This window comes from Absicoccus porci (assembly GCF_003725415.1).
GTDB classification, from domain to species: domain Bacteria; phylum Bacillota_I; class Bacilli_A; order Erysipelotrichales; family Erysipelotrichaceae; genus Absicoccus; species Absicoccus porci.
In genome coordinates this window covers 628,426-641,747 of record NZ_RJQC01000001.1, presented here as the reverse complement: position 1 = coordinate 641,747, position 13,322 = coordinate 628,426, and the positions used below count along the sequence as shown (strand labels likewise).

The window sequence follows — 13,322 nt, the reverse complement described above, 5'->3', positions numbered from 1 at the left end:
TGCAAGTAAGCATATTTAAAAAAAACTGTCTAGACCAAATTTCATACAAAAAAGACCGTTTCCGGTCTATTTTGTGATTTCGATATGTAATTCTTCCAGTTGTTTTGGATCAACATTCGATGGGGCTTTAGACATTGGATCCGATGCAGACGCATTCTTAGGAAAAGCAATTACATCACGAATGGAATCACTTTCACTTAAGATCATCGCGATACGATCCAAACCAAATGCTAAGCCACCATGTGGCGGTGTACCATATTGGAAAGCATCAATGAAGAAGCCAAATTTATTACGAATTTCTTCATCGCTTAAACCCAAGATCTCAAAAATCTTTTTCTGTAACTGGTTATCATGGATACGTAAACTTCCACCACCTAATTCATAACCATTTAAGATAATGTCATACGCATTTGCTTTGACTTTGGATAGATCTGTATCCAACAAAGGAATATCTTCTGCTTTGGGTTGTGTGAACGGATGATGACAAGCTTGATATCTTTGTTCTTCTTCGCTCCATTCAAACATTGGGAAATCAATGACCCATAAGAAGGAGAATTCATTCTTTTTCTTCAGACCCAATTGGGAACCAATCTGATTTCGTAAAGCACCTAACGCCGTGCAAGTCTTCAACCATGTATCGCTGACAATAAATACAGCATCATTGGCTTTCAATTCCAAGCGTTCAAATAAGTTTTGAACTTCTTCATCGGATAAGAATTTACGAGCAGAACCTGTCAGATCTTTTTCATCCGCTTTTAAGATAACCAATCCTTTGGCGCCATTTTTCTTCGCATAATTTGTATAGGCATCTTGTTTCTTACGAGACAATCCTTGTGCAAAATCAGGCACAACAATGGCCTTGATCGAACCTTTGGATTCTATTACATTTTGGAATACCTTAAAAGATGAATTTGTGAAGATATCTGTGATGTCTTGTAGTTCCATGCCAAATCGATTATCTGGTTTATCGGAACCAAAACGATTCATCGCTTGTTCATACGTTAAACGTGGGAATGGGGCTTGAATATCAATTCCCTTCACTTCTTTCATCAATTTGACCATCATTTCTTCCATCATCGTTTGAATCTCGACTTCACTTAAGAACGAAGTTTCAATATCAACCTGGGTAAAATCCGTTTGACGATCAGCTCGTAAGTCTTCATCACGGAAGCAACGGGCAAACTGATAATAGCGTTCAAAACCGGAAATCATCAACAATTGTTTATACAACTGTGGAGATTGTGGCAAGGCATAAAATTGTCCAGGATGGACTCTGGAAGGAACCAGATAATCACGTGCACCTTCTGGTGTACTTTTACCTAACATAGGTGTTTCGATCTCAATGAAATCTTGATGATCCAAATAATCACGCATGCTGCGCGTAATGGCATGACGCATCATTAAACGCTTTTGCATGATTGGACGACGTAGATCCAGATACCGATATTGCATTCGCGTATCTTCGAGTGCATCGGTTTCATCTGCAATGATCAATGGTGTTGTTTTTGCACTATTGATGATTTCTAATTCCGTAACCAAAACTTCGACTTCACCAGTTGCTAAATCTGGATTCGCATCTTTTCTTTGATGAACGCTTCCTTTTACATGTAAGACATATTCGTTACGGATCGACTTAGTTTTTTCGGAAAAGCTTTCATCAAAAACCAATTGACATATACCTGTTCGATCACGTAGATCAATAAAAACCAATTGTCCAAAGTTTCTTTTTTTAGCTACCCAACCAACCAGTTCAACCGATTGTCCGACATGTTCCAATCGTAATTTACCATTTTCTATCGTACGTAACATGTTAATCCTCCATCAATGAATCTAAATAATTGATCAAATCCTCTCGATCAATGCTTTCTTGTTTTCGTGTTTCTAAGTTCTTTACCGCCACTTGATTAGCTGCTTTTTCGGTTTCACCAATTAAGATAGCCGTCTTAGCTTTCATTCGATCAACCGCTTTAAATTGTGATTTAAACGAACGACCTTGCATATCCATTTCACAACGATAGCCATACGCTCTAAGTTGGGTCAATATTTCAAATGCATAAGTACGTGCACTTTCGTCTAAGCACATCACATAGGCATCCAATCCTGGTTTTTGTGCCAATGGTCCATTTTCGGCTTCAAGGGCAATCAATAATCGCTCTTCACCTAACGCCCAGCCAATGCCGCTCATTTCTTTTGGACCACCAAAATAAGAAATCAAACCATCATATCGTCCACCTGCTAAAACGGTAGATTGTGCACCCATTTCTTTATTCATCGAAACAATTTCAAATACGGTATGGGTATAATAATCCAAACCACGTACCAGTTTATCATCGATCTCATAAGGAATTTCCAATGTATCCAATAAATCCAATACCGTTTGGAAATAGGCTTTACTTTCTTTATTCAAATAGTCTTTCATGCTTGGTGCTTGTTGCATGAATGGTTGGTCATGATCGACCTTGCAATCTAAGATACGCAATGGATTTTGTTCATAGCGACGTTTACAATCAGAACAAAGTTCGTCGTAATGTGGTTTAAAATATGCTTTTAACGCACTGCGATACGCAGCTCGAGATGCATCATCACCTAAGGTATTGATACATACTTTAATGTCCTTTAATCCTACCGTACTTAAAATCGTATAGGCAAGAGCAATCGTTTCAACATCTACATACGGTGATTTTTCACCTAATGCTTCAACACCAAATTGATTAAAAATACGAAGACGTCCTTTTTGGGGACGTTCATGCCGTGCCATAGGTCCCATATAATACATTTTTACTGGTAGGTCTGGATTGGCATACATTTTGTTTTCAACAAAGCTACGAACTACACCAGCCGTTCCTTCTGGACGAATGGTCAATGATGTTTTTGAATTTGGCAAAGTAAATGTATACATTTCTTTATTGACCATATCGCTGGAATCGTTTTCTCGTTTAAAAACATTGGTATGTTCAAAAATGGGTGTACGAATTTCATCATAATTGTATAGTTCACAAATATGACGTAAGATATTTTCCAATGCTTGCCACTGGTAAGAACGGTCACCAAATATATCTTGGCATCCTCTTGGAATTTGATAACTCATGATTTCCTCCTTCAAATAAATAAAAAAACGCCCTATATAAGGACGTTTATCACGCGGTACCACCTTATTTTTCAAGTTATCACTTGAACGCTCTAGTCTTAACGCGACCAACGATCAAGCTTTGCACTTGATTCCTCCAAAGTGTCCCAGTCAAGAATCATCCAGTCTTGCACCACCCGACTGCTCTCTATTTTGATATCATTGACCTTCTTTTCTTCAACGGATTATTCGTTAATATTTTCAACATTATGATATACATTTTGTACATCATCCACATCATCTAGTAAAGTAAGTAAACGTTTGAATAATTCTTTATCTGTACCTTCTAGACGAACAGTATCATCTGCAACCATGCGATCTTCAAACACTTCATACTTCACATCTGGAATCAACTTGTCGATAACAACTTTCGCATCGTCCAACTGTGTTGGATCGACAGTCACTGTCATATAACCGTCTTCGACTTCAATATCTTGTAGCTCAATGCCAGCATCTAGTAGAGCTTCCATCATGGCATCTTCATCTTCATATTTGATGACAATGACACCTAAATGTTGATAACCAAAAGATACAGAATTGGCTACACCTAATTTAGCATGTGCCTTGTTGAAAGCAGCTCGTAAACTAGCAATCGTACGATTGTCATTATCGGTTAAGCAATCAATAATGATCGTTGAACCAGCATTTCCAAATCCTTCATAGCGTTTCGCATTGTAGCTTTCATCCGCACTGGATTTTGCTTTATCAATAGCTCGCTTGATGACATCTCTCGGTACATCATTGGCTTTTGCTCTTTCAATAGCCTTTTTTAATGATTGATTCATGTCTGGATCTGGATCACCATTCTTTGCAGCAACCAAAATCTCTTTTGAATATCTTGAATATACTTTTGCTTTGGCGTTTGCCGTTTTTTGCATAGCGGCTGCACGCACCTCAAAGTGTCTTCCCATACTTATATTTCACCTTCCAAATTTCTTGTCTATTATAGCAATTCCCTTATTATTTTTCAATCTCTTCATAACGTTCGATGATTTTTTGTACCAATGGATGCCGTACAACATCATATTTTGACAATTGCACGATCGCAATACCAGAAATTCCCTTTAAAATCTGGCAAGCTTGTCGCAAACCAGAATCTGACTTTTTGATCAAATCAATTTGTGACACATCCCCATTGATGATCAATTGTGAATGCTGCCCCATTCGTGTTAAAAACATCTTCATTTGTGATTGCGTCGTATTTTGTGCTTCATCCAAAATAACCACGGCATCATTCAAGGTACGACCACGCATAAATGCCAGAGGCGCAATTTCGATGATTTGTTTCTCTAAATAACGTTCAACGGTTTCTTGTCCAAGCATTTCATATAAAGCATCATATAAAGGTCGCAAATACGGATCCACTTTTTCTTTCATATCACCTGGTAAAAAGCCCAAGGATTCACCAGCCTCTACGGCAGGTCTTGTTAAGATGATGCGTTTGATTTTCTCTCTTTTTAATTGACTGACAGCATAAACAACGGCCAAATATGTTTTTCCCGTACCGGCCACACCCGTCGCAAAAATAATATCGTTATGATACAACGCATTACAAAACCGCGCTTGTCCCAAAGTTTTGGGATAGATGATCTTCCCTGTTTTGGTTTGTCCAATTGCTTTTCGCTGGCTTGGATGAAAATGGGACAATTGATGATGTTTGGCCAATGAAATCAAATAATGCACATCTTGTGATTCCAATTTTTTTTGCACATCAATACAATCAAAACAAGCATTCACAACATCTTGAATTTCTTGTGTATTGGCATCTTCTTCCCATTTTAAAGTGGATGCACGCAAGAAAAAAGAAACATCATACGCTTTTTCAATAATATGAAGATTTTCATCATTTTGACCCACAAAACGTTGTAAATCATCGATAGAATGTTCCGATAAATCCATTGTGTACATATTTATCACCTCATAAAAAAATCTGCATAAAAATGCAGATTTATTTCTTACCTCTACGAGCCTTGCGTGCTGCTTCAGATTTTAACTTTCTCTTCACACCTGGTTTAACGTAAAATTCTCTCTTACGTGCCTCAGCAAGGGTTCCGTTACGAGAAACCTGACGTTTAAATCTTCTTAAAGCGTCATCCAATTGCTCGTTTTCCTTAACGATAACTTTAGGCATGCCACAAACCTCCCTTCCCGAGTTCATTTTGCATTAAGATTATATATGACTATATTCAAAAAAGCAACTCTTTCTTTTATTCTTCGATGAAGCTTTCGTCTTCATTGACATCATCAACGGCTTCATTGATATGACGACAGTATTTAGATATACATTCTTTGGCAATCACATTGTCACCTTTATAAGGTGCACGTCCATTTTCACGATAGATATATGGCTCATCACCTTTTCCAAGCAACAATACACAATCTCCAGGATTGGCACTTTCGATAGCCTGACGAATGGCTTCATAACGATCTTCGATAAAGACATGATTACTGCTTTCAATGCCTTCTTCGATTTGATCCGCAATCACGGCTGGATCTTCATCACGCGGATCATCTTCTGTTAAAATGATGTAATCACAATATTGATCCGCTAATTCACCAAATACTTTCCGTTTTGCGACATCACGCTTTCCGGCAGAACCAAATACACTGATCAATTTATGCGTTTGAGCAATCTGACGACCAAACTGGAACATTTTTTTCATACCATCGGGGGTATGCGCAAAATCCACGATCACATGGAATGGTTGTCCCATATCAATTTGTTCTAAACGTCCATCGACTTGTGGCAAGTTCTTACAAGCTTCCAAGATCACATCCAGATCCATATCGGTTTCATGTAAAGCGGCTATTGCAGCTAATAAGTTATAGACATTATACGTAGCCACTAAATTTGTAACAACCGGATACGTTTTGCCTTGATATACTAAATCAAATTTTGATTGTTTCGGCAAAATTTGTACATTGATAGCACGATAGTCACATTCGTGTTCAATACCATATGTGATTACGGGTGCCTGTGAAATTCGTTGTAATTTTTCAAAACAAGCATCATCAATGTTTAAAATGGATTTACCGGTTGGTTTGACACGTTCGGAAAACAACAAGGATTTCGCTTCAAAGTAACTTTTCATCGTTCCATGATAATCCAAATGATCATAGGTCAAATTTGTAAAAATAGCAACGTCAAAATTGATACCATCCACACGACGTTGTGCTAAACCATGGCTGGAAACTTCCAAAGCACAAGCTTTCATGCCATGTCGAACCATTTCCGATAATTTTTCCTGTAGAAACAAAGCATCGGGTGTCGTTAAGTCCGGTTGCAGACGAACATTGCCATATTCGATCGCAATCGTACCAATATAGCCAGTTGGTTCTTTTTTATTTCGAATATTGCGAATCACATTCGCAATAGTACTTTTACCATTGGTTCCTGTAATACCATACATCAACATTTTATCGCTCGGTTTGGAATAAAAAATACGAGCGGCTTGATTCATCGCATCCACTGTGTCGGCTACACGAATATAAATAGCACCCACTGGCATTTCTTCTGGCTTCAATTCTTTGGAATGTACAATACAAATAGCCCCTTTTTCCACGGCTTGCTTGATAAATTCATGACCATCGTGGGTCATGCCTGGCAAACAAAAATATACATTTCCCGGTTGGACTTTCCGTGAATCAAAACACAAACCAGTCACATTCGTGGTAGGTGCATTTTTAAATAACTTGCTTAATCGCATAAAAACTCAGACCTTTCTTGCATAATATCCATTTTCAGTGATTGTATCCCAAGGTACGGTAATTCGTCCTGAAAGAGGTGTTTCACTTTCTATCGTGATGGGATGATAGTGATTGGTATAACCCGTATAAGTATTACCATTATGGGTTTCAATCAAAACTTGAACGGGTTGGAATCGTTCCATATCCTTTTTTCTCAACTCTTTCGACATAGATAATAACGCGGAAACCCGTTGTTTGGCAATTTTTCCGTTCACTTCCCCTTTCATAAAAGAGGCTTTGGTTCCATCTCGTTTTGAGTATGGAAAAACATGTAAAAAGGAAAATTGCAAATCTTTGAGATTTTCAATCGTCGTTTGAAATTCTTCTTCGCTTTCTTGTACAAAACCACAAATCACATCCGTAGAGACAGATATGTCAGGAATTTGTGAACGAATGTATTCCAATCGTTCCTTATATTGCGCCACTGTATATGGACGATTCATTCGTTCAAGGGTTTTGTCACAAGCCGATTGAATGGGAATATGTAAATGATGACAAATGCGTGGATTGGTTTTCATCAAATGGATTAGTGCATCATCGACTTCGGTTATTTCAATACTGGAAATCCGATAATACACATGTTCCGGTGTATTTTCCAGCAATCCCGCTAATAAATCGGCCAATGTTTTATCACCATCGTGGTATCGTCCCGTATGTATGCCTGTCAATACAATTTCCGAATGACCTTGTTCGACCAATGATTTCGCAATACGAATGACTTGATCATATTGTAGAGATCGTTCCCTGCCTCGTGCAAAGGGAATGGCACAATAAGAACAAAATTGATTACAGCCATCTTCCACTTTCAAAAAAGCACGATGTTTGGATTCAAAATAATGAATGGGCATCGCTTCAAAATCATTGAACTGTACAATATCCGATACCGTATCTTTATGTGTATGTTGATTGACCATTTCTTGAATTAAAGGCACCAATTGATTTTTATGGTTTGCACCAATGATCAAATCAGCACCTAAGTGATCGCGTTCTTCTTCTTTCGCAAATTGCGCATAACAACCAACGACTACGCAATAGGCATTTGGATTCAAACGTTTTGCCTGATGAATCTTTTGACGAGATTTATGCGCGGCTGTATTGGTTACCGTACAAGTATTGATGATACAAATATCGGCTTGTTCATGATCCGATACTTCTTCATAACCCAATTTTTCTAATTCTTGGGCATAATATTGTGACTCATAGGCATTGACTTTGCATCCGAGTGTCGTGATACTAAATCGCATCAATCTTCCTCCTTTACATGGTGCTGGTATTCAATGGCGGATAATACGTAACAAGCCGCTGTTTCCGCACGAAGAATATTATTTCCTAATGAACATGGCATAAAATGATCATCTAATAAATGATCAATTTCAAAATCTTCAAATCCACCTTCTGGTCCAATACAAACAGTGATTGATTTTGGATTGGCATGTAAATACTTTGCCAAATGTTCACTAGTACTCGTTTTTTCATAAGCAACCAAATTCATCTCGTTTTGAAAATCTTTTAAAGTTTCAATTTTTTGTATGGGAGTAATTTCGACTAAATCATTCCGATTGCATTGTTGACATGCATTTAAGATGATCTTGGACCAGCGTTCCAATTTTTTTTGTTCCCGTTGTGGATCTAAACGAACCACACAATTACGAGATACGAAAGGAACAATACGAGTTACGCCCAATTCACAAGCTTTTTGCAACATCCATTCAAATTTATCTTGTTTGATCAAGGCCACACAAAGCGTTGTGTGATGCATGACTTGTTCTGTCGTAATCTGATTAAACAAATATAAATATGGTCTTTTTTCTGGATGAGCTAAAAAAGAAGCATTGGATCCGATAACGCGAACAGTTTCTTTCTTTTCGATGCGCAATACATCAAATAGATGATGGGCTTGGCTTTCATCTAAAATAATGTGTTGATGGAGTTCCAAGTTTTGATCTACAAATATTTGTTTCATAGATTCTCTCCTTGTTGGGCTAAAAGTTTTAATTGTTTGACTTCATATGGCTTTAAGATTCGATATTCACCCGGATGAAGATCACCCAATTCAATTTCTCCAAAGGCTGCACGATGCAAACGTTGTACATGATGTCCTAATTCTTCCATCATATTTTTCACTTCATGATTTTTGCCTTCAAAAATCGTTAATTCAAATCGACATCGATCGCGTGTGATATCTGTTTCCAACATATGTACTTTAGCTGGTTGATAAATGGAAAATCCTTTACGGATCTTGCGAATGTCTTCTTTATCTAGTATGCCTTGGAGATTCACAATATATTTTTTGGGAAGATGATACCGAGGATGTGTCATCTCATTGGTAAATTGTCCGTCATTAGTCATCAACAACACACCGCTTGTATCATAATCCAAGCGTCCAACGGGATAAATTCTACGATCTTTGGGCATATAGTCCATGACTGTTTTTCGATTTTTTTCATCGTGAACCGAACAGATACATCCTTTGGGTTTATAGAATACATAGTAGGCATATTCTTCTCGTTCAATAGGATGACCATCGACTTCCACTACATCATCACCAGAAACTTGTGTACCTAATGTGGTACAAACCACACCATTGACTTTGACACGTCCTTCTAAGATCCATTTTTCAGCTGTTCTTCTTGAACAAAGACCAGCTTGCGCCATTCGTTTTTGTAGTCGTTCCATTGATGTCCTCCTATCTATTCTTCATGAAACAAATCATCATCTTGTTGATGTTCTGGTAATTCTGGCAATTCGTCTAAGGTTTCTAACTGAAAGGCATCTAAAAAAGCATCGGTCACCGTATACAATAATGGCTTCCCTACGGTATCCAAATGATCTTTTGCTTCAATCAAACCTCGTGCTTGCAGCTTCTTTAACATCACTTCACAACCTACTCCACGAATATCTTCAATTTCCACTCGAGTGATGGGTTGTCGATACGCAATGATTGCTAAAGTTTCAAGTGCAGCTTGTGATAAATGAACTGGTTTTTCTTGTTGAAACAATGTCTCTGCATAAGGATACACAAATTCTTTGGTGACGAATTTAAATCGATTCGCATATTCAACCAATTCAATGCCCCGATCTGTTTGTGCATATTCTTTTTTTAAGGTTTTAATATCTTTATATATAGAAGTGATGTCTTCTTGCGAAAGGGCATGTTGTATTTGGGTAATAGTTAAACCATCTTCGCCCGCCAAAAAGATCAATCCTTCAATTAATGCTTTTTGATTATTCATCCATATTTCCTTTCATGACCCAGATTTCATCATTCTTTCCTTTCTGAAGATAAACAAGCCATCGTTGATGAATCAAGTCTAGGATGGCTAGAAAAGTAACGACGATCATATGTAAATTTGTACAATCTTGACACAAAATTTCAAAAGAAACCGGATCGGACAAGGTTGTCATGCGTTGTTGGATTTGTTCCACTCGTTCTTCTACGGATAGTTCTTTGATGGTCACCTTGGTTTCATAAGGTTCCAAGATCATATGTCGTTTTATAACACGATTCATCGCTTTCATCAATTCATAGACCGACTGATCTTTTAATGGTCCTTGTTCGACTTTCTTTTGCCATTGTTCAATCAATGAAGAAGCCGGACGGGTAAAATGTTGTTGACGTTGATCATAATCTAATTTTAATGTTTGGCTAACTTCTTTATATTGTTGATATTCTAATAGACGTTGCACCAATTGTTCACGATGATCTTCTTCATATTCTTCTTCGACTTCTACTTTCTCACGTGGTAATAATTTACGGGATTTGTATTCGATCAAAGAAGCTAATTCTTCTAAATATTCACTGGCTACTTCTAAATGCAGTGTCTGCATCTCATGAATAAAATCGATGTATTGACTAGCCAATACATCCATATCTAAATCAAATAAATCCAATTTGTTTTCTTTGACCAAATGGAGCATTAAATCCAATGGACCATCGAATTGTTCAATCGATACATGAAACTTCATTTTATCACCTCAATGAGTATAACAAATTTTGGGTTAAAAATATATTACAATACAAAATGTGTGATAGAATGAGAACATGAAAAAAACATTGATTTATCTGATATTCGCGGTTTTTCTTGCTTTGATCGTCCAACCAAACATACGCGGAAATCTCTCACAAGGAGATCAGCGCGTTCCTACGAACACAACCAATGGGACACCAGCAACCAATGATACTATTGAATTAAAAGCCGATGTCAAAGACATTACGATTTGTGTAGATGCTGCTCAGCAAAGTGGTTCGGATCAAGATATTAATTTAGCCATGGCGGAAGCAATTGGTAAAAAATTGGAAGATTCTGGTTTTCAAGTTGTCTATACACGTCAAGATGCAACGACATTATCCAATGATGAACGACTTTCCCTGGCTCGTAATGATAAGGCCGATTATTTATTATCGATCACAACGACCAATGATACCGATACCTTACAAAAAGGGTTTTCGATCATGACTCAACAAAATACAAATCTTATTAATTTAGGTTCAGATATTGCGGAAGAATTAGAAAGTGTCAATTACACCGATTATCAAGGATTGGACTCCGATCATTATGAGAACTTTCCCATTTTGACTAATACCAACATGCCCGCTATTTTATTGGAAGTTGGTTATACAAGCAATACCGAAGATGTATCCGCTTTAACGAATGAAGCAACACAAGATAAGATTGCCACTGCCATTGCTCGAGGTTTTGTCTTACATATCTCCCAAGAAAAGGATTCGTGATACATATGGAAGAAAAAGAAATATATAAAGGTGCCATTTTTACCTTGACTCAAAAACAAGTGAAGGTCAATGGTATGCAAGTGCAACGCGATATCATTCATCATCCTGGTGGTGTAGGTATTCTATTGATCCATGAAAACAAGCTTTTACTGGTGCAACAAATGCGTCCTGCCATCAATCAAAAGACCATTGAGATTCCAGCTGGTAAATTGGAATATGGCGAAGATCCTTATGAAGCCGGCATGCGTGAACTTAATGAAGAAACGGGTTTTACTGCTAAGGACTTGAAACTGATTGTTTCTATGGTGTCGACACCTGGATTTTGTGATGAGAAAATTTGGATCTATGAAGCCATTGATCCATCAATCGCTAAAGTAAAATTAGACTGTGATCCAGATGAAGATATTGAAACTTTGTGGATCGATTTAGATACAGCGCAACAATGGATCAAAGATGGTAAAATTATCGATGCCAAAACCATCTTAGCGATACAACATGCGCTTTTGGAAAGAAGGTAGTTTTATGAATTTTGTGTTTATCAGTCCCAATTATCCAGAACATTATTGGATGTTTTGTCGAGGATTAAAAAAATATGGCGCTACTGTTCTTGCCATCGTCGATCAACCGTATGATAGTTTATCCAATGATCTAAAAGCCAATGTGGATGAATGTTATGTAGTCGATAATTTTTATGATTATGAAGCAATTTTGAAAGCTTGTGGTTATTTTACCTTTAAATATGGAAAAATCGATTGGATCGAATCCAATAATGAAGCGTGGATGCAGTTGGATGCACGCTTGCGTGATGATTTCCATGTAACAACTGGATTTGATTTCAAAACGATCACTGAATATCAATCCAAAGCTGCTATGAAAAAATATTATGCAAAAGCCGGATTGAAAACTGCTCGTTATGCCTTGGTGCATTCGTTACAAGATGCTATCGATTTTGTCGATGAAGTCGGTTATCCCGTTGTATTAAAGCCCGATCATGGTGTGGGTGCTAGTTTTACCTATCAGATTGATGGGATTCATGAATTGAAAAAAATCTACGCGATGACCAAGCAATACCAAATGATCATCGAAGAATTTGTTGATGGTGATATTTTCACCTTAGATGGTATTGCCGATGCCAATGGAACGATCCGTTATTTAAATTCCTTACAATATGTAGGCAATGTCATGGACAGTGTCGTTTATCATTTAAGTATTGGTTGTTATACAGAATTTAAGATTGGCCAAAAAGAGCAAGAAATTGCCCAAAAAGTCGTACATGCATTTGGCATCAAGAATCGCTTCTTCCATGGAGAGTATTTTCGATTGCGAAAAGACCAAGAAGGACTTGGCAAAAAAGGCGATATCATTGGCCTTGAATTGAATTTCCGTCCACCTGGAGGATTTTCGCCAGACTTAATGAACTATGCTGGTAATTTAGATGTTTATGATTTATGGGCAGAAGTGTTGTTGACACAACAAGCTTCTTATTCGAAACTAAAACGTTTCTCCGCTGGTTTTGCGGGACGTCGAAACAGTATCCATTATAAATATACGGCCAATGAAATTAAGGAGCTATTCCCTGAAGAATGGATCCAAACGGTTTATTTGTCGCCAGCTTTTGCTTCGGCTATGGGCGATGAAGCCATCATTGCTCGTTTTTCCGATGCTAAATCCCGTGCAGAATTCTTTCAGAAAGCATTAGAAACAAAGGAGAGTTGA

The 13,322-nt window shown here is 37.6% G+C and carries 14 protein-coding genes and 1 other annotated feature; of the genes, 3 read left to right on the top strand and 11 right to left on the bottom strand.

Annotated features, from left to right (window positions below):
- Window positions 1-66 precede the first annotated feature (66 nt).
- The 11 genes from aspS to EDX97_RS03175 form a co-directional block, all read right to left on the bottom strand.
- Entirely contained in the window at window positions 67-1,809 is a 1,743-nt protein-coding gene (gene aspS / locus EDX97_RS03225) for an aspartate--tRNA ligase (protein WP_128519749.1), read from the bottom strand.
- Between the two features lies 1 nt (window position 1,810).
- Window positions 1,811-3,088: a histidine--tRNA ligase gene (hisS, locus tag EDX97_RS03220; protein ID WP_128519748.1), complete on the bottom strand. Its 1,278-nt coding sequence runs from the start codon at window positions 3,086-3,088 to the stop codon at window positions 1,811-1,813.
- 35 nt (window positions 3,089-3,123) lie between these two features.
- Window positions 3,124-3,317 (bottom strand) — a binding site (T-box leader).
- Window positions 3,313-4,038 (bottom strand): YebC/PmpR family DNA-binding transcriptional regulator, encoded by a 726-nt coding sequence (locus EDX97_RS03215; RefSeq protein WP_128519747.1) that lies wholly within the window; start codon window positions 4,036-4,038, stop codon window positions 3,313-3,315. Its footprint overlaps the feature before it by 5 nt.
- Before the next feature lie 49 nt (window positions 4,039-4,087).
- Entirely contained in the window at window positions 4,088-5,035 is a 948-nt protein-coding gene (locus EDX97_RS03210) for a PhoH family protein (RefSeq protein ID WP_128519746.1), read from the bottom strand.
- 40 nt (window positions 5,036-5,075) lie between these two features.
- Window positions 5,076-5,258: a 30S ribosomal protein S21 gene (rpsU, locus tag EDX97_RS03205; RefSeq protein ID WP_128519745.1), complete on the bottom strand. Its 183-nt coding sequence runs from the start codon at window positions 5,256-5,258 to the stop codon at window positions 5,076-5,078.
- Between the two features lie 76 nt (window positions 5,259-5,334).
- The gene (locus EDX97_RS03200; protein ID WP_128519744.1) at window positions 5,335-6,834 is read right to left on the bottom strand and encodes a UDP-N-acetylmuramoyl-L-alanyl-D-glutamate--2,6-diaminopimelate ligase; all 1,500 of its coding nucleotides are present in this window, start codon (window positions 6,832-6,834) and stop codon (window positions 5,335-5,337) included.
- Between the two features lie 6 nt (window positions 6,835-6,840).
- Window positions 6,841-8,118, bottom strand: coding sequence for a tRNA (N(6)-L-threonylcarbamoyladenosine(37)-C(2))-methylthiotransferase MtaB (gene mtaB / locus EDX97_RS03195; RefSeq protein WP_128519743.1), 1,278 nt, complete (start codon window positions 8,116-8,118; stop codon window positions 6,841-6,843).
- Window positions 8,118-8,837 carry an RsmE family RNA methyltransferase gene (locus EDX97_RS03190; RefSeq protein WP_128519742.1) on the bottom strand — a complete coding sequence of 240 codons (720 nt, stop codon included), beginning with the start codon at window positions 8,835-8,837 and terminating at the stop codon, window positions 8,118-8,120. The genes mtaB and EDX97_RS03190 overlap by 1 nt, the downstream gene beginning before the upstream one ends.
- Window positions 8,834-9,550 carry a pseudouridine synthase gene (locus EDX97_RS03185; RefSeq protein WP_128519741.1) on the bottom strand — a complete coding sequence of 239 codons (717 nt, stop codon included), beginning with the start codon at window positions 9,548-9,550 and terminating at the stop codon, window positions 8,834-8,836. Before EDX97_RS03185 ends, EDX97_RS03190 begins: the two co-directional genes overlap by 4 nt.
- 14 nt (window positions 9,551-9,564) lie before the next feature.
- Entirely contained in the window at window positions 9,565-10,107 is a 543-nt protein-coding gene (gene scpB, locus EDX97_RS03180) for an SMC-Scp complex subunit ScpB (protein ID WP_128519740.1), read from the bottom strand.
- Window positions 10,100-10,840: a segregation and condensation protein A gene (locus EDX97_RS03175; RefSeq protein ID WP_128519739.1), complete on the bottom strand. Its 741-nt coding sequence runs from the start codon at window positions 10,838-10,840 to the stop codon at window positions 10,100-10,102. Before EDX97_RS03175 ends, scpB begins: the two co-directional genes overlap by 8 nt.
- A 76-nt stretch (window positions 10,841-10,916) precedes the next feature.
- Here EDX97_RS03175 and EDX97_RS03170 point away from each other — a divergent pair, with 76 nt between their 5' ends.
- From EDX97_RS03170 to EDX97_RS03160, 3 genes are read left to right on the top strand one after another with little or no spacing between them, the layout of a single operon-like run.
- A complete protein-coding gene (locus EDX97_RS03170) occupies window positions 10,917-11,606 on the top strand; it encodes an N-acetylmuramoyl-L-alanine amidase (protein ID WP_128519738.1) in 690 nt (229 codons plus the stop codon).
- 5 nt (window positions 11,607-11,611) lie between these two features.
- Window positions 11,612-12,124, top strand: a complete 513-nt coding sequence (locus tag EDX97_RS03165; RefSeq protein WP_128519737.1) for an NUDIX hydrolase — start codon at window positions 11,612-11,614, stop codon at window positions 12,122-12,124.
- A 4-nt stretch (window positions 12,125-12,128) separates the two neighbouring features.
- Window positions 12,129-13,322 carry an ATP-grasp domain-containing protein gene (locus EDX97_RS03160; protein WP_128519736.1) on the top strand — a complete coding sequence of 398 codons (1,194 nt, stop codon included), beginning with the start codon at window positions 12,129-12,131 and terminating at the stop codon, window positions 13,320-13,322.